Below are 16,790 nucleotides of genomic sequence, written 5' to 3'. Positions count from 1 at the left end.
ACTACAACTATTCTACCCAATGGAACTTAAAATCTACCAAATTGACGCGTTTTCAGAAAAGGTTTTTGGAGGTAATCCTGCTGCTGTTGTTCCTTTGACCGAATGGTTGGAGGATGAAACCCTTCAAAAAATTGCTATGGAAAATAACCTTTCGGAAACCGCTTTCTATGTCAGAGAGGAGAAAAATATTGTTTTGAGGTGGTTTACTCCGGGAACAGAAGTGGATCTTTGTGGTCACGCCACGCTTGCTACAGCACATGTGCTTTTTGAACATGAGGGATTTGAGGACTCTGAAATCTCCTTTTTTTCTCCGAGGTCAGGGGTTTTGAAGGTGAAAAAGGAGGGAAACCAACTGGTGATGGACTTTCCCCTTGATCTGATTCAAGAGATCGAACTGACAGAGCAATTGACAAAACCCTTTAATCCAAAACCAATTCAGGCTTTTAAGGGTAAATCGGATTACATCTTGATTTTTGAAAATGAAAACCAAATCAGAAACTTAAATTTTGACCTTTCTCGGATTGCAAAATTACCTGTCCGTGGTGTGGTCGTCACCGCCAAAGGAAATACCGTGGATTTTGTTTCCCGCTTTTTTGGACCTCAAGTTGGTGTTCCTGAGGATCCCGTCACAGGCTCGGCACATACTAGTTTGACACCGATATGGTCACAAAAACTTGGTAAAGAGATATTGACCGCCGTTCAGGTTTCCGCTAGGGAAGGGAAAATCGGCTGTAAATTACTAGGAGAGAGGGTGATTTTGACCGGCAATGCGGTTACTTACCTGATAGGAAAGATTTACACTTGAGGCTGAAGGAGATTTATGGCTGGATGTAAACAAAAGCATTGACATTCATTCCGGCACCTACAGAAGCAAAAACCAAAATATCCCCGGGATGGAACTGATGCGCAGGCAATTGGTTCCTTACAATCATATCATACAAGATGGGAACAGTTGCCACAGAATTATTTCCCATTTTTGAGATAATCATAGGCATGATCTCATCCGGCATGTCCTCTTTACCAAACAGCTTAAAAGTCCTTTCTAGAATAGCATGGTCCATTTTTGCATTGGCTTGATGGATCAAAACTTTGTCAATATCGCCGATCCCCAATCCAGCTTTTTCAATTACTTGTTTGACCAAAATAGGAACTGTATTCAACGCATATTCATAAAGCTTACGCCCATTCATTTTTAAAAATAGTGTATCATCCTTAAAATCAGGATTGTAGGACACATCCATTTTCAAGTAGTGCGCTTGTGTAAGGGTATCTGTTCTTGTCTTATGTGCAATGATTCCAACAGGTTTTTCACTTTTAATACCCTCAATAACCACTGCGCCTGCACCATCAGAATATATCATGGTATCTATGTCATGGGGATCAATAATCCTTGACAAATTCTCTGCCCCGATGATCAAAGCACGCTTGGCATCACCTGACTTGAAAAAATAATCCGCCTGTATCACCCCCTGTACCCAACCTGGACAGCCAAAAGGCAAATCATACGCCACGCAATCCGGGTTTTGGATCTGTAGTAAATGTTTTACCCTGGTCGCAATAGTCGGGACCATATCCGTTTTTTTATTATCATGTCTTATTTCCCCAAAATTTTGAGCCACGATGATGTAATCCAAAGTCTCAGGATCAATCCCCGCTGCTTCAATAGCCCTTTGGGATGCAATAAAAGCCATGTCGGAGGTATTCATTTCCGGCGTCAGGTACCTTCTTTCCTCGATTTCCGTGATATCTTGAAACTTTTGGATGATGGCAGTATTGTCTTTTGGAATTTTCCTTCCTGCGACATCCAGAAATTCATTTTTTAAAAAATCTTCGTTCTTTACAATGATTTCCGGCAGGTAAGAACCTGAACCAATAATGACAGTATAGATTGACATGGTGGTGATGTTTGGCTATTGGATTCAAGTTCCAATTAAGCAATAAAAAAATTAAATCAACCAAAATCAGACAAAGAAAAAGCTCTGTTTTTGCAGAGCTTTCTTAATCTAGGTTCAAATATTTGGTTGTGGAGTAGTTCTTAAATAAGATTTTATTCTAGTATGCCCTTTTGGGAATTTGGCAGGGATATCTTCATCTTTGATAGCAGGTGTGATGACCACATCTTCGCCATTTTTCCAGTTGGCCGGTGTCGCCACCGCATACTTGGCTGTCAGTTGTAAAGAATCAATTACCCTGAGCAATTCATCAAAGTTTCTTCCCGTACTGGCAGGATAGGTGATGATCAGTTTTATTTTTTTGTCTGGTCCGACTACAAAAACCGATCGTACCGTGAAATTTTCATTGGCGTTGGGATGGATCATGTCATACAATTCGGATACATGCCTTTCCTTGTCCGCAATCAAAGGAAAATTAACTGTTGTATGTTGGGTTTCATTGATGTCTTTGATCCAAGCTGCATGGTCGACCAATCCATCCACACTCAATGCCATTACTTTGACATTTCTTTTTTCAAATTCAGATTTCAATTTGGCCACAGCACCCAATTCTGTAGTACAAACAGGAGTGTAATCTGCCGGATGTGAGAATAAAACTCCCCATCCGTCTCCCAAATATTCGTGGAAGTCAATTTTTCCATCAGTCGTCTCTGCGACAAAATTCGGTGCTAAATCTCCTAATCTTAGTGACATGAATATAATATTTAAAGTCTATAGAAATAATAGGTAAATAACTATCCACTTTCATTTAAAGTTCATTATTTAAAAAAAGTATTCTGTTTGTTTCTGCTCATCAGGTATGACACATATAAAAAAATAAAATAAATTCGGATTATATTGATAGTTTGCTTCGAATTCAAAAAAGTATGAAAAATGAAAATGCCCTGATTGTTTTTCAAAAAAACGCAGTTCTGGGAAAAGTGAAATCAAGGCTAGCCGCAACCATAGGAGAAAAAAAAGCTTTGGAAATATACCGGTCATTGCTTTTGCATACCTACAGGCAAATCGAAAAACTGGAAGACGTAGATATTTCCATTTTTTATTCGGATTTTATCGAAGAAAATTCATTTGGCCAATTCAAGCCTGATTTTGAAAAAGTGCAAATAGGAGTGGACTTGGGTGAACGAATGTCAAATGCCTTCTTCTCGCTCTTTCAGAAATGCTACAAGAAGGTAATTATTATTGGTACGGACTGTCCGGAAATCAGAACTGCTGACATAAAGGATGCTTTCCAAGCTTTGAAAAAGAAAGATGTCTGTATTGGACCCGCATTGGATGGGGGATATTATTTACTCGGAATGTGCCAATTCTATGGAGCCCTTTTTGAGAATATCCCATGGAGTTCATCAGAAGTCTGGAAAAGAACCCTGGAAATACTCAACCATGGCCAAATAAGTTACGATTTGATGAAAACACTCCGCGATATTGACACGGAAGAGGATATGATTGCAATTTTCCCTGAATAAACCTTTCCAAGATGTCATAATTATTTTGAAATTTGGCACCTTCAGAAGTTAAATAAATGAAAAACAGCTACAAAATATGCTTATTGGTATTTTTTCTGCCCTTTGGTTTGTTTGCCCAAGACTACCAAGAGTATGACATTTCTATTGCAGGAATATCCATTGGAGAGATGACCGCTACCCGAAAAATATCAGGAGATGATTCCCAAATCGATGTAAGAAGTAAAGTAGGTTTCTGGTTTTTTGGCAAAGTTGAGCTTGATTTTCATACCGTTTCTATTTTTAAAGGAACCCATTTTATCAAAAGTGAGGTCAATTCAAAAACCAATAAGGGAAATTTCCGATCGCTCATTACTTGGGTCAATGACCATTATAAGGTCATTTCGCGCAACTATAAATATGAGTTGGATACAGAAGTCAGAAAAAAAATGTTTTTCAGCTCTTCCTCTTTTTATTTTGAGGAACCAAAAAATGTAAGTGAATTTATCGCTGAAGGGTATGGTTTGGTCTGCCCTGTAGTCAAGCATAAAGATTATTACGAGGTCAATGTCAATGGAAATAGAAACAGGTTTTATTATATCAATGGAAAATTGGACAAGGCAGTAATGGAATTTCCTATCAAAAATTTTGTCATGAAAAGGAAAAACCTGTGAGAACAGTATGAAAATTAGCATCATTATTCCGGTATTAAATGAAGCAAATAACATAAATGAATTGCTGCCGCTTTTTAGAAATGTTGATAATCAGAAACTTCAGGAAGTGATTGTTGTGGATGGAGGGAGCACTGACAATACCAAAGAAGTCGTAGAAAGGGCTGGTTTTAGGTTTGTGCCCTGTAGCATCCAAAGCAGGGCAGTGCAGATGAATTTGGGTGCAAAAGAGTCCTTTGGTGATATTTTATACTTTGTCCATGCTGATGTGAGGATTTTGCCCACTTTTCATGAAGATATCAAATCAAGTATAGAAGATGGGTTTTCTGCGGGTTGCTTTGCTTATAATTTCGATTCCCCTGATAGCATGCTTAGGATCAATTCCTGGTTTACCCAATTTAACGGGTTGCTTTCAGGGGGAGGCGATCAGACTTTGTTCATTCGTAAAGATGTCTTTTGGGAATTGGGAGGGTTTGATGAGAAATATTGCCTGATGGAAGATTTTGAAATCGTTCAGAGGATCAAAAAGAAATACAGGTTTAAGGTTATCCCAAAAAGGATTTTAGTTTCTGCCCGCAAATACGACAACAACTCATGGCTAAGGGTACAGCTTGCCAATTTGATTGTTTTTGCGCTTTTTTTCTTAAAACATCCCCCAATAAAATTGAAGACTCTCTATTCAAGACTTTTAAAATAAGAAAACGGAACAGCATGGCCGTTCCGTTTAAAATATCATCAATACCTATGAAGAAAACTTACTTATGCAAATTTAAGTCAACAATAATTCAGCTTGGTTAAGGTATTATGAACTTATGGCATCTGTATGTTAACTTATATTTTTATAGCCCATTTGACGCCATGGTTTGTGTCTTTGCCAACCAAACTTAGCTCATTTGACGCCATGGTTTGTGTCTTTACAAACCAAACTTAGAATCAGCTTACTTTTTCTCCATCATCACATCCTGATTTTTCAAAATATCCATCGCAAACAGACTCATAGCTTTGATTCCGGTTTTTATGGTGGGTTCGGGTAATGGTGCAAAATAGGGGCTGTGCAATCCCGGAATTTCCAATCCCTTTTCTTTTGCTTCCTCAAGAAATTTTGGATCACTCGCTCCCAAGTAAAACATGGTGATAGGAATGTTCCTTTCCTGCATTCCAAACCTGCTGAAGTCTTCACCGATCATTTGGGCTTTTACCTCCACTACTTTTTCCTCTCCTATATTCTTTTTGAAAACCTCCACCATTTGTTTGGTCAGATTTGCATCATTTATCAGCGCGGGCGTGTGGGGTTCGCGGATCCAATAAGTCGGCATTTTGTTTTCAGGCACTCCTGCAGCCTTTGCCAGGTTCTCACTGATTCTTTTCACACCCGAAATCATCTCTTCCCTGACATCCATGGAATATGACCTCAAAGTGAGTTGCATGACCACTTGGTCAGGAATAATGTTATGAACCGAACCTCCGTGAATCGATCCTACTGTAACCACCGCAGGTTCCATCGGGGCGATTCTCCTGCTGACGATGGTCTGATAAGCCTGTATCATTTGTGCACTCAATACGATTGGATCAATTCCTGTATGCGGTGCTGCCCCATGTGCACCGACTCCGTTTACTGTCACATTCATCATATCGACACCTGCCATCAGCGCACCTTCTTTATATCCAAGGGTTCCTGCAGGGAGAAAAGGGTCATCATGCAGGGCAATGGCAAAATCGGGATGTGGGAATCTTTTATAGAGACCGTCATTCATCATATTCCAGGCACCCATTCCATTTTCTTCTGAAGGTTGCCCGACCATCAGCAAGGTTCCTTTCCAGGAGTTTTTGTATTCCATCATCATCTTGGCGGTCCCGATAAATACCGTCATATGGATATCGTGTCCACAGGAATGGGCAATAAAAGTGTCCTTTCCGTCATTGCTGATCCCTTTTTTTACCGAAGCATAAGGCAGCCCTGTTTTTTCTTCCATAGGCAAAGCATCCATATCCGAGCGGATAAGCAATACGGGTCCGGGACCGTTTTTGAATACTCCCACCACACCGTATCCGCCAATATTTTCGGTCACTTCATAGCCAATAGCTTTAAGTTCCTTTGCAATGCGCGCAGAAGTTTCTTTTTCCTGAAGGGAAAGTTCGGGGTTTTGGTGTAGGTGTTTATATAGCCCATCGAGTTCGGGATAGATCCCGTCAATGTAAGAATCAACAGACTGTGCCGGTAAAATTTCAGTAATGAAGAAGGACATAATCAGAAGGAATAGGGTGTTTTTGATCAATTTCATTGGGATTCATTTATTTTTGTTAACCAAATAAAACAAATAATTCCCTGTTTTGTGGATATGTTTTTATTTTCGCCAAACTGATTTCTCCTTTTTTATGCCTTTGATTGGAAAGTCCACCTATGGTAAACCTCCCAAATTCCTTTTCAACGGGCATTTGGAAACGATCATACCCAGTATTTTTAGAAAAATTCAAGGGATCCAATATTCGAGGGAAAAGATCAATACTCCTGATGGGGATTTTTTGAATATTGATTGGTCAATAATCGGAAGCAAAAAACTCCTCATCATTTCACATGGCCTCGAAGGGAGTTCGGACAGGCATTATGCGATGGGATTGGCCAAATTATTCAACAAACACGGTTTTGATGCTTTGGCCTGGAACAATAGGTCCTGTGGCGGAGAGATGAACAAGGGACCGATTTTGTACCATCACGGTGCATCTTACGATCTGAAAACTGTCATCGACCATGTCGAAAAATCCCATACTTACGAATCCTATTATCTGGTAGGAATCAGCATGGGAGGAGCACAGACATTGAAATACTTGGGAGAAAACGGACTTGACCTCAATTCAAAAATCAAAAGAGCGGCCGTTTATTCCACTCCCTGCAACCTGCCTGATTCGGCAGCAACATTGAAAGAAAAGAGAAATGCATTTTATAAAAACAGGTTTCTCGGTAAGCTGAAAGCAAAAATGCAGGTTAAGGGGGAACAGTTTCCGGGATTGGTAGATTTGGATTTGCTCAAATCAGTCAAAGACTTTGACACATTTGATACCCACTTTACCGCCAAAGTGCATGGATTCAGGGATGCGCAGGATTTTTACCGTAGCGTCAGTGCCGACAATTGGATGGAACATATCCAGATTCCGACTTTGATCATCAATGCGCTCAATGACCCGCTGATTATGGACCGCTGTTTTCCAGTTAAGCTTGCCGAAACACATCCCCACATTTTTCTTGAAATGCCAACTAGGGGGGGGCACACCGGTTTTTTGGTTCCCGGTCAGGAATTTACATGGGCGGAGTATAGATTTTTGGAGTTTTTGGATTTGTGAATATTTGCAGGAACAGTTTGACTATCCTCTATTTCCCAAACCTCTTCAAAGCCAATTCGCAGACAGTGCCGCCAATCGACAGGGAACTCGTTGCAGCAGGAGAGGGGGCATTGAGGACATTGATGGCAAATTCATTTTCCCGGATACTGAAATCATCCAATAATCCTCCTGTACGGTCGCAGGCTTGGGCACGCACACCGGCGCCACCATCGACCAGGTCAGATTCATTGATATCAGGAATCAGTTCCTGCAATGCTTTGGTAAATGCGGTTTTGGAAAAAGAACGGTAAATTTCACCCATTCCGGTTTTCCAGTATTTTGCCGCCACTTTTTGGAATCCCGGCCAGGATAATGTTTCTGCAAGCTCTGAGAAGTTGATGTCAGTTCGCTTATATCCTTCCCTTTTGAATGCCAGTACAGCATTTGGTCCGGCCTCGACGCCACCTTTCATCATCCTTGTAAAGTGAACTCCTAAAAATGGAAAGTTTGGGTCCGGAACAGGATAGATCAGGTTTTTGACTAGGTATTCCCTTTCTTTTTTGATTTTGTAATATTCTCCCCTGAATGGAATGATCTTGACATCAATGTCTTCTATTTGGTTCATTTGGGCGACTTTGTCGGAATATAGACCGGCGCAATTGATCACCAATTTGCATCCAAATTCATGAAGTGATGAACTTACATAAGATATTCCATTTAAAATTTTGATTTCGTTTACTTTATGATTTAAAAAAATAGAGCCACCAACAGACTCGAATTTTGTGGCATATGCCTGCGCAACCATCTTATAATCAACAATTCCTGTCTGTGGGACATGTATTGCAGCCACACCGGCACAGTAGGGCTCAAATGCTTTCAACTCATCTAAAGTAATGGAACGTGCCCCCGTGAGCTTGTTTTGAAGCCCGCGTTCTAGCAATCCGTTTAGAATTGGAATCTGTTCTTGTTTTGTAGCGACCACTACTTTTCCTGTCAGTTCATAAGGAACATTTTCTTCTTCACAAAACTTGATCAGTTCATGGTAGCCATTGATGCAGTTGATGGCCTTGAGCGATCCTGGTTTGTAATAAAGACCCGAATGGATCACTCCGCTATTATTACCGGTCTGATGTTTGGCTACTTCAGATTCTTTTTCCAGAATGGCGATTTTAAGATCAGGTTTTTGTTGTTTGATTTTCAAACCTGTCGCTAGCCCGACAATTCCCCCTCCAATGATGATGATATCGTATGTCATTTTTTTATAATTGCAGACAAATATAATGATGGGATTTATTTTTAATAGGTTAATTTGAAAGAAGAAATCAAGACAAAATTTGACTTAAAATATTATCAAAACCCCTTTGCATGTGTTTTTGGTTCTAAAGTAATCCAATAAGGAAAGAGTACTTTTTTTTGTGGGATTTGTTTTGAGTTTTTTAATAATTTCCCAAGCACAATTTAATTACAATGGAAATGTATCTGAAGACAAAAATGGGGATAGGTTTTTTTGGAAATTTCATTTTGAAGGGAATAAATCTAGCTTTATCCTGAATTCGAACGATTTATGTCAAGTCTTCCTTTTTGAAGTCGGAGAGGACTTCTCTTGAATTTGGTTATGGGAATGAGAATATTATTAAATTTTTAGGATGATTTTATAATTCACAATCAAACACTTAGATAGCCATGACTCAAATTCTTTTTAGATTGAAGTAAGAGTGTAGATTGATCTTTAAAAAAGATCGAACTAGTTTTTAGCATTTACATTTTAACTAAATTTCAAAATATAAATTAGGGGAGAAGAGAATTCTAATATGAAGGTGAGGAACTCTAAATCGTAAATATAAGGAGTCAAAGTCAATACGATCCTTGCTGAACCTTAGAGCCCGTTGCGATTAGAAATTTCATTTTTTCTGAGTTTGTTACTTTAATTTTAAAAAAAAGCCAACATCAATTCGCATATTTGCAAATCAAAAACACACCTGTTTGTAAAGGTGTGATGTTTCATCAAGTTAAAATTTTAAATGTCTAACCAACAGATCAACATTACCCTTCCCGACGGTTCGGTCAGGGAGTATGAAAAGGGAGTTTCGGGGCTACAAATTGCACTTAGTATCAGCGAGGGTCTAGCCAGAAATGTTCTTGCAGCAAAAGTAAACGGTGAGGTTTGGGACTCGAGCAGGCCTATTCACCAAGATTCCAAAGTCCAACTTTTGACTTGGAATGACACAGAAGGGAAAAATACTTTTTGGCATTCCTCCGCCCACCTGATGGCAGAAGCTTTGGAAGCGCTTTATCCCGGTACAAAATTCGGAATCGGTCCGCCCATCGAAAATGGATTCTACTATGATGTGGATTTTGGGGATAAATCTCTTGACGGCTCAGAGCTTGAAAAGATTGAGGCCAAAATGTTGGAATTGGCCAAATTGAAAAGCGATTTTATCAGGAAAGAAGTTTCTAAGAAAGAAGCGGTAGCTTATTTCACAGAAAAAAATGATCCCTACAAACTTGATTTGTTGGAAGGACTTGAAGATGGTTCAATTACTTTCTACGAGCAGGGTAACTTCACAGACCTTTGCCGTGGTCCTCATATTCCAAACACGGGTTTTATCAAATCTGTAAAGCTTCTCAATATTGCAGGAGCTTATTGGAGAGGGGATGAGAAAAACAAGATGTTGACTCGTCTTTATGGCATTACTTTCCCCAAAGCCAAAGAGCTTCAGGATTACCTTTTTATGCTTGAGGAGGCAAAAAAGCGTGACCACAGGAAATTAGGAAGGGAATTGGAGTTGTTTACCTTCTCCGAAAAGGTCGGGATGGGATTACCGCTTTGGTTGCCAAAGGGAACACTGCTTCGTGAGCGTCTTGTAAACTTCATGAAGAAAGCCCAAGACAAATCAGGGTACCAACAAGTGGTGACACCACATATCGGGCATAAGGCACTTTACGAAACTTCCGGTCATTACGAGAAATACGGGAAGGATTCCTTCCAGCCGATCCATACTCCTAATGAAGGTGAGGAATTTTTGCTGAAGCCGATGAACTGTCCGCATCATTGTGAGATTTACAAGCATAAACCAAGATCATATAAAGACCTTCCAATCAGGTATGCTGAATTTGGGACTGTTTATAGGTATGAGCAAAGTGGGGAATTGCATGGATTGACTAGGGTTCGTGGATTTACTCAGGATGATGCCCATATTTTCTGCAGGCCTGATCAGGTCAAGGAGGAATTCATTAAAGTCATTGATTTGGTTTTATATGTATTCAAAGCCTTGGGTTTTGAGGATTATACAGCGCAGATTTCATTAAGAGATCCTGAAAAGAGGGAAAAGTACATCGGAACAGACGAAGCTTGGGAAAAAGCAGAGTCTGCAATAGTAGAAGCAGCAGCTGAGAAAGGATTGCAGACTGTCACAGAATTAGGAGAAGCCGCATTCTACGGTCCAAAGCTGGATTTCATGGTCAAAGATGCTTTGGGAAGAAAATGGCAACTTGGAACTATCCAAGTTGATTATAACCTTCCTGAGAGATTCCAATTGGAATATATCGGGTCTGATAACCAAAAGCATCGACCGGTCATGATTCACAGGGCACCATTTGGTTCTTTAGAAAGATTTGTGGCGGTATTGATCGAGCATTGTGCCGGAAATTTCCCTCTTTGGCTTTCTCCCGAGCAGATTACAATTTTGCCTATTTCTGAGAAATTCATAGAATATGCAGAGGAAGTAAAAGGAATCCTTGAGGATGAGGACATCATTGGAATGATTGATAACCGGGATGAAAAAATCGGAAGAAAAATCCGAGATGCTGAAGTAAAGAAAATCCCTTTCATGCTTATCGTGGGAGAGAAAGAGCAACAGGAAGGTAAAATTTCTGTTAGGAGGCACGGAGAGGGAGATCTTGGAAGTCTTTCTCCGGCTGAATTTGTATCCTATTTCAAAAAAATAATAGGAGAGTCTTTAAAAAATTAAATTAATCGGTAATAATGAGGCAAATTTTTTAAATCTCAAATTAATTCCGATATTTGCACGCAATTTCATTAAATAACCATAAGAATTTGAAAGGAAAACCACCGTTCAGACAGAGACAAGAAGAGCCTTACAAGGTTAACGACAGGATCAGAGCTAGAGAAGTCAGGGTCGTAGGTGACTACGTAGAAGGCGGAAACGCTGTTTTGACACTTGCTCAGGCCCTAAAGGTAGCCGAGGAGAACGAACTTGATCTCGTAGAAATTTCTCCAAATGCAACACCACCTGTATGTAAGGTGATTGACTATGCGAAATTTAAATACGAACAGAAAAAGAAGCAGAAAGAGATTAAAGCAAATGCTGCTAAGACTGTTCTCAAAGAAATCAGATTTGGACCTAATACCGATGACCATGATTTCAATTTCAAATTGAAGCATGCAATCAACTTCCTAAAGGAGGGGGCAAAAGTAAAAGCTTATGTCCATTTCGTGGGAAGGTCAATTGTATTTAAGGAAAGAGGAGAGATGTTGTTATTGAGATTTGCGCAGGAGTTGGAGGATTATGCTCAAGTAGAGCAGCTTCCCAAACTAGAAGGGAAACGGATGTTTTTATTCTTGGCTCCGAAGTCATCAAAGAAATAATTTCAACAAACAAACACAGTTATGCCTAAAGTAAAAACAAAATCAGGTGCAAAAAAGAGGTTTTCTTTAACGGGAACCGGTAAAATTAGAAGAAAGCATGCTTACAAAAGCCACATTCTGACAAAAAAATCAACCAAGAGAAAGAGAAATCTTACTAAAATGGGAATGGTTCACGAATCAGATGAAGGAAGAGTAAAAGCTATGTTGAGAATCGGTTAATTCGATTCCTGTTTCTTTTGAAAATTAGGTTTATTTATTCACCAGGCGCTTCGGTCTACAAGATCAACTGAGAAAAAAGTTGGCACCAAGGGTCAAAAAATCAAAAAATTATGCCAAGATCAGTAAACTCGGTTGCTTCAAGAGCACGTAGAAAAAAAGTCCTTAAAGCAACGAAAGGCTACTTCGGAAGAGGTAAGAACGTTTGGACAGTAGCTAAAAACAAATACGAAAAAGGTTTACAATACGCCTACAGAGACAGAAAAGCCAAGAAAAGAGAATTCAGGGCATTATGGATCCAGCGTATCAATGCAGGTGCCAGACAATTTGGCATCTCTTACTCTCAATTTATGGGATTGTTGAAAAAAGCTGATATCGAATTGAACAGAAAAGTTCTTGCAGATTTAGCCATGAACCATCCCGAGGCATTCAAAGCTGTTGTTGAAAAAGTAAAATAAGAACGCACTTTCTTATTTTAATATTAAAGCCCCGGTTAGGGGCTTTTTTATTTCTATTTTTTGTAGTGATGGGGTCTATTTTGGGATTTTTTGCTATATTACAAATGTCCTTAAGTTTAAATTATCAAACCTGAAATTCTATTGAAATCTCCTATTACAAGAAGCTTTTACATTTATGCGAAGTTTTAGTCAAAATAGTCAAAAATGTAAACTAAGGTTTGGAAAATTGAAACGATTGGCTAATTGAAAAGATTAAAAAAGCTTCTCAAAAGATTGAAAAAAGCTTCTCACAAGGAGAAGCTAAGAGTAGCGAGGAGGGGAGTTGAACCCCTGTCCGCCGCGGCGGATATGAATCCAAGCTAGATGTAAAGTGGAAGAATGTTTGTTTTGATCCAATCTCTTCCCTTTCCTGATTTGAGTTCCGTTTCCCTTTGGATTGCCATTGATTTATCATCAAAAAACTCCACATGGATGCAGTACCAAGGTCTAAATCGAGTTGTGAAACCTTTGATTCCTTTCTCGTTGTGAAACTTAAAACGGGTTATGAGATCTGAGGTCATTCCGGTGTAAAATCTTGAGGCCGAAAAGGAATAAAGAACATATACAGTATACATCTCAAAAAGAATTGAAATAAAAAAAGCTTCTCACAAGGAGAAGCTAAGAGTAGCGAGGAGGGGAGTTGAACCCCTGTCCGCCGCGGCGGATATGAATCCAAGCTAGATGTAAAGTGGAAGAATGTTTGTTTTGATCCAATCTCTTCCCTTTCCTGATTTGAGTTCCGTTTCCCTTTGGATTGCCATTGATTTATCATCAAAAAACTCCACATGGATGCAGTACCAAGGTCTAAATCGAGTTGTGAAACCTTTGATTCCTTTCTCGTTGTGAAACTTAAAACGGGTTATGAGATCTGAGGTCATTCCGGTGTAAAATCTTGAGGCCGAAAAGGAATAAAGAACATATACAGTATACATCTCAAAAAGAATTGAAATAAAAAAAGCTTCTCACAAGGAGAAGCTAAGAGTAGCGAGGAGGGGAGTTGAACCCCTGACCTCAGGGTTATGAATCCTGCGCTCTAACCAACTGAGCTACCTCGCCAGGTAATGATTAAGGAAATGAACAGGTACTATCAGTTTAGATCGGAACCCCTGTCCGCCGCGGCGGATATGAATCCTTCGCTCTAACAAACTGAACTACCTTGCCAGGTAATATTATTTGGTAATGGAAGGGTACATAATCGGTTTGGTTTAGAACCCCTTATTGCCTTGGTGGATAGGAATCCTTTATTCAAACCTCCCGATAGCTATCGGGATGCGCTACCTTTCCAAATCGGATTGCAAATATGAGTTCTTAAGTCTTGAATTGCAAACAAAATGTTCCAAAAAAAGTGACTTTTTGTTAACTAAATTAAAGTAAAAATGGTGAAAAATAAGTTTGTTGCTGATTATCAAATCAATACTTCCAGGAAAATTTTATTTCCATATTTAAGTACGGCTAGCGGATTGGCTGAATGGTTTGCAGATGATGTGAATATCAATGAAGATAAGACCTATAAGTTTCATTTTGATGGTGAAGACCATTATGCAAGAATTACAGCTCTTAGGACAAATATCCATGTGAAGTTTGAATTTTTTGATCCCGCTAACCCGGAAGAGAAAGACAATTCCTTTATAGAATTTAAAGTGGATGAGAACGAACTTACCCAAACCATGTTTTTGAAAGTCATTGATTACAGTGATTCCTATGATGATGAAGAGTTGGAGTCTATTTGGGAAAGTTTGATTCATTCTCTCAAAGAAATTATCGGTGGTTAAACAGTGTATTTTCTTTTCTTTTGAAAATATTTTTAACCTTTGCCGTTAGAATTCTTTGAAGTGGTAATAATTGTTAATGAAAAAAATAGATAAATTGATTTTGGGGTCTTTTATAGGACCCTTCTTTTTGACCTTTGTGGTGGTAGATTTTATTCTACTCACTGTGAACATGCTCAAGTATTTTGATGAAATCTTTGGTAAAGGCCTGAGTTTTTGGATATACATGGAGCTTTTTTCTTATTTTGTTATCAGTATTTCGCCAATGGCCTTACCATTGGCTGTTCTTCTTTCAGCCCTGATGACTTTTGGTAATCTTGGAGAGCATTTTGAACTTACTGCCTTGAAGGGTGCGGGGATATCTTTAGTCAGGGCACTTGTGCCAATTGGCGTTTTTGTATTGTTACTTACTGTTGCTGCATTCCTATCAAATAATTATCTGGTACCAAAAGTAAATCTCAAAACATTTGGATTGCTGTACGATATCAGAATGAAGTCTCCTGCGCTTGATATCAAAGAAGGTGTTTTTTACAATGGAATTCCGAATTACAGTATCAAGGTCAATAAAAAACTCGATGAAATAAGGTTGAACGATATCATTATCTACAACCACTCTGAGGGGCAGGGAAATATCAATGTGATTATGGCTGATTCTGGGAGAATGGAGCCTTTTTTTAACGACAACTACATGAAATTGACTTTGTATAGTGGAGTCAGTTACGAGGAATCCAGATCTCAAAGGGGAATCAGTGAAAAACCGGTTGACCTAAGTAGGACAACTTTTTCAGAAAATCAGATAGTATTTGATCTTGCCTCTTTTCAGTTAAACAGAACTCCTGAGGACTTATGGTCCACCAACAGGTCGATAAAAAATATCGCCCAACTAAAATTGGGTCTAGATTCTATGAACTCTGAAATTAATCAGATAGTCTATTATAATTTTCTTAATACTGAATCTTCTTATCCATACTTTACTAGAGAAAGAAAATTGACTCCACCGATTGAGGTGGTAAAAAGGAAAGAAAGAGATGATTCTGTTAAAATTGCAAAGGCTGTTTTGCAAAAAAAAACTGAAGAAAATATAAACTTGATAGCTTCAAAAGCTTTGGATTCATTAAATCAGGGATCATATTCTGATAAAGATTCAGTATCTACATTGGGTAAGGAATTGGTATTTGAAAAAGATGCTAATCCGGACCTGATTGATATAAATAAGGAGATATCTAATAAAGAAATTGTAGTTTCTGTTGATACTTTGGGAAATTTAGAAACTACGGGACAGAAAAAGAATATAAACAGGAAGCTTCTGAAATTAAACAGGTTGGTAAGTGACCTCGATTCTATTACCCTTACTTCCGATCAAGGCAGCAATATTGAGATCCAAGATTCCCTGAAAAAAACCGCTTCAACCCAAATATCCCTAACTTTTTCTGATGAAAAAAGAGCAGCACTAGACTCAATTATTTTAAAGGGAGATTACAAGTCAAAAGCCGCTACAGTCGGGATGAACAATGCCCGAACCATAAAAAACAATTTTAGCACAAAGTTAACCCAGATCGATGCCTTGGAACGGGAGTTCAGAAGGTTTGAAATAGCATGGTATCAAAAATACACTACAGCATTTGCTTGTATCGTGATGTTTATGATAGGAGCACCTCTCGGGGCTATTATAAAAAAAGGGGGATTGGGTATGCCCGTTTTGTTGTCAATCATCTTCTTTATTTTGTTTTACATGTTGACTATTACAGGTGAAAAATGGGCCAAAGAAGGAGTCACCAACTCTGTTTTTGGAACTTGGTTTTCAAATTTGGTTTTGTTGCCGTTTGGGTTCTTTTTCCTTAGGCAAGCAAGGAAAGATGCCAGATTGTTTGAACCCGAGATTTATGTTGATTTTTTCAAAAGAATTAAAGCCAAATTTTCGTATAAAACCACTAAAACTCGGTCTTGATTTTTGAAATTCGATTATAAGCTTTACCTTTGTACCTGTTTTAAAATATAATTAATTAACTAGGCATGTATTTAACATCAGAGAAAAAAGCGGAGTTGTTTAAAAATCATGGCAGGTTAAAAGCTGAAACCGACACTGGTTCTCCGGAATCACAGATCGCTCTATTCACTTTCAGAATCCAGCATTTGACCGACCACTTGAAAACAAACAAAAAAGATCACTCTTCAAGACTTGGTCTTTTGAAATTAGTAGGTAAAAGAAGAAGTCTCCTCAATTACCTTATTAATAATGATATCGAAAGATATAGAGCTATTATCACCGAATTAGGAATTAGAAAATAACTCGATTCAATGTAAGGTTCTCATGGG

Annotated in this window: 18 protein-coding genes and 1 tRNA gene; 12 read left to right on the top strand and 7 right to left on the bottom strand. The window is 38.8% G+C overall.

Annotated elements, in window-relative coordinates; genetic code table 11:
* Nucleotides 1-19 precede the first annotated feature (19 nt).
* On the top strand, nucleotides 20-805 hold the full coding sequence (locus tag MMU07_RS13545) for a PhzF family phenazine biosynthesis protein (protein WP_241126411.1): 786 nt from the start codon (nucleotides 20-22) through the stop codon (nucleotides 803-805).
* 13 nt (nucleotides 806-818) lie between these two features.
* On the opposite strand, the gene MMU07_RS13540 is transcribed toward MMU07_RS13545, so the two are convergent.
* A complete protein-coding gene (locus MMU07_RS13540) occupies nucleotides 819-1,895 on the bottom strand; it encodes a 3-oxoacyl-ACP synthase III family protein (protein WP_241126410.1) in 1,077 nt (358 codons plus the stop codon).
* A gap of 114 nt (nucleotides 1,896-2,009) precedes the next feature.
* Nucleotides 2,010-2,645, bottom strand: coding sequence for a peroxiredoxin (locus MMU07_RS13535; RefSeq protein ID WP_241126409.1), 636 nt, complete (start codon nucleotides 2,643-2,645; stop codon nucleotides 2,010-2,012).
* Between the two features lie 173 nt (nucleotides 2,646-2,818).
* Between MMU07_RS13535 and MMU07_RS13530 the strand changes: the two genes are divergently transcribed.
* From MMU07_RS13530 to MMU07_RS13520, 3 genes are read left to right on the top strand one after another with little or no spacing between them, the layout of a single operon-like run.
* Nucleotides 2,819-3,418, top strand: coding sequence for a TIGR04282 family arsenosugar biosynthesis glycosyltransferase (locus MMU07_RS13530; RefSeq protein ID WP_241126408.1), 600 nt, complete (start codon nucleotides 2,819-2,821; stop codon nucleotides 3,416-3,418).
* Nucleotides 3,419-3,474: 56 nt separating this feature from the next.
* Complete coding sequence (locus MMU07_RS13525; protein WP_241126407.1) at nucleotides 3,475-4,068, top strand: DUF6134 family protein; 594 nt, start codon at nucleotides 3,475-3,477, stop codon at nucleotides 4,066-4,068.
* A gap of 7 nt (nucleotides 4,069-4,075) precedes the next feature.
* Nucleotides 4,076-4,762 (top strand): TIGR04283 family arsenosugar biosynthesis glycosyltransferase, encoded by a 687-nt coding sequence (locus tag MMU07_RS13520; RefSeq protein ID WP_241126406.1) that lies wholly within the window; start codon nucleotides 4,076-4,078, stop codon nucleotides 4,760-4,762.
* Between the two features lie 241 nt (nucleotides 4,763-5,003).
* Here MMU07_RS13520 and MMU07_RS13515 read toward each other — a convergent pair whose 3' ends face one another.
* Nucleotides 5,004-6,347 carry an amidohydrolase gene (locus MMU07_RS13515; RefSeq protein WP_241126405.1) on the bottom strand — a complete coding sequence of 448 codons (1,344 nt, stop codon included), beginning with the start codon at nucleotides 6,345-6,347 and terminating at the stop codon, nucleotides 5,004-5,006.
* Between the two features lie 94 nt (nucleotides 6,348-6,441).
* Here MMU07_RS13515 and MMU07_RS13510 point away from each other — a divergent pair, with 94 nt between their 5' ends.
* Nucleotides 6,442-7,404 (top strand): YheT family hydrolase, encoded by a 963-nt coding sequence (locus MMU07_RS13510; protein ID WP_241126404.1) that lies wholly within the window; start codon nucleotides 6,442-6,444, stop codon nucleotides 7,402-7,404.
* Nucleotides 7,405-7,432: 28 nt separating this feature from the next.
* Here MMU07_RS13510 and lhgO read toward each other — a convergent pair whose 3' ends face one another.
* Nucleotides 7,433-8,638 carry an L-2-hydroxyglutarate oxidase gene (gene lhgO, locus MMU07_RS13505; RefSeq protein ID WP_241126403.1) on the bottom strand — a complete coding sequence of 402 codons (1,206 nt, stop codon included), beginning with the start codon at nucleotides 8,636-8,638 and terminating at the stop codon, nucleotides 7,433-7,435.
* A gap of 766 nt (nucleotides 8,639-9,404) precedes the next feature.
* Between lhgO and thrS the strand changes: the two genes are divergently transcribed.
* The 4 genes from thrS to rplT all read left to right on the top strand — a co-directional run bounded on the left by thrS (nucleotide 9,405) and on the right by rplT (nucleotide 12,666).
* The gene (gene thrS, locus MMU07_RS13500; protein WP_241126402.1) at nucleotides 9,405-11,354 is read left to right on the top strand and encodes a threonine--tRNA ligase; all 1,950 of its coding nucleotides are present in this window, start codon (nucleotides 9,405-9,407) and stop codon (nucleotides 11,352-11,354) included.
* An 86-nt stretch (nucleotides 11,355-11,440) separates the two neighbouring features.
* Nucleotides 11,441-11,992: a translation initiation factor IF-3 gene (infC, locus tag MMU07_RS13495; protein WP_241126401.1), complete on the top strand. Its 552-nt coding sequence runs from the start codon at nucleotides 11,441-11,443 to the stop codon at nucleotides 11,990-11,992.
* A gap of 21 nt (nucleotides 11,993-12,013) precedes the next feature.
* Nucleotides 12,014-12,211, top strand: a complete 198-nt coding sequence (gene rpmI, locus MMU07_RS13490; protein ID WP_241126400.1) for a 50S ribosomal protein L35 — start codon at nucleotides 12,014-12,016, stop codon at nucleotides 12,209-12,211.
* A 110-nt stretch (nucleotides 12,212-12,321) separates the two neighbouring features.
* Nucleotides 12,322-12,666: a 50S ribosomal protein L20 gene (gene rplT, locus MMU07_RS13485; RefSeq protein ID WP_241126399.1), complete on the top strand. Its 345-nt coding sequence runs from the start codon at nucleotides 12,322-12,324 to the stop codon at nucleotides 12,664-12,666.
* A 359-nt stretch (nucleotides 12,667-13,025) separates the two neighbouring features.
* Here the strand turns inward: rplT and MMU07_RS13480 are convergent, their stop codons facing one another.
* From MMU07_RS13480 to MMU07_RS13470, 3 genes are all read right to left on the bottom strand, one after another.
* Nucleotides 13,026-13,280, bottom strand: a complete 255-nt coding sequence (locus MMU07_RS13480; protein ID WP_241126398.1) for a GIY-YIG nuclease family protein — start codon at nucleotides 13,278-13,280, stop codon at nucleotides 13,026-13,028.
* A gap of 102 nt (nucleotides 13,281-13,382) precedes the next feature.
* Nucleotides 13,383-13,637, bottom strand: a complete 255-nt coding sequence (locus MMU07_RS13475) for a GIY-YIG nuclease family protein (protein WP_241126398.1) — start codon at nucleotides 13,635-13,637, stop codon at nucleotides 13,383-13,385.
* Between the two features lie 50 nt (nucleotides 13,638-13,687).
* Nucleotides 13,688-13,761: transfer RNA gene (locus tag MMU07_RS13470), tRNA-Met, on the bottom strand.
* A gap of 320 nt (nucleotides 13,762-14,081) precedes the next feature.
* Between MMU07_RS13470 and MMU07_RS13465 the strand changes: the two genes are divergently transcribed.
* From MMU07_RS13465 to rpsO, 3 genes are all read left to right on the top strand, one after another.
* Entirely contained in the window at nucleotides 14,082-14,477 is a 396-nt protein-coding gene (locus MMU07_RS13465; RefSeq protein ID WP_241126397.1) for an START-like domain-containing protein, read from the top strand.
* 76 nt (nucleotides 14,478-14,553) lie between these two features.
* The gene (locus tag MMU07_RS13460) at nucleotides 14,554-16,422 is read left to right on the top strand and encodes an LptF/LptG family permease (protein WP_241126396.1); all 1,869 of its coding nucleotides are present in this window, start codon (nucleotides 14,554-14,556) and stop codon (nucleotides 16,420-16,422) included.
* A gap of 65 nt (nucleotides 16,423-16,487) precedes the next feature.
* Complete coding sequence (gene rpsO, locus MMU07_RS13455; RefSeq protein ID WP_241126395.1) at nucleotides 16,488-16,763, top strand: 30S ribosomal protein S15; 276 nt, start codon at nucleotides 16,488-16,490, stop codon at nucleotides 16,761-16,763.
* Nucleotides 16,764-16,790 lie beyond the last annotated feature (27 nt).

It is taken from the genome of Cognataquiflexum nitidum, from assembly GCF_022538055.1.
GTDB classification, from domain to species: domain Bacteria; phylum Bacteroidota; class Bacteroidia; order Cytophagales; family Cyclobacteriaceae; genus Cognataquiflexum; species Cognataquiflexum nitidum.
This window is presented reverse-complemented; position numbering and strand designations above follow the sequence as displayed.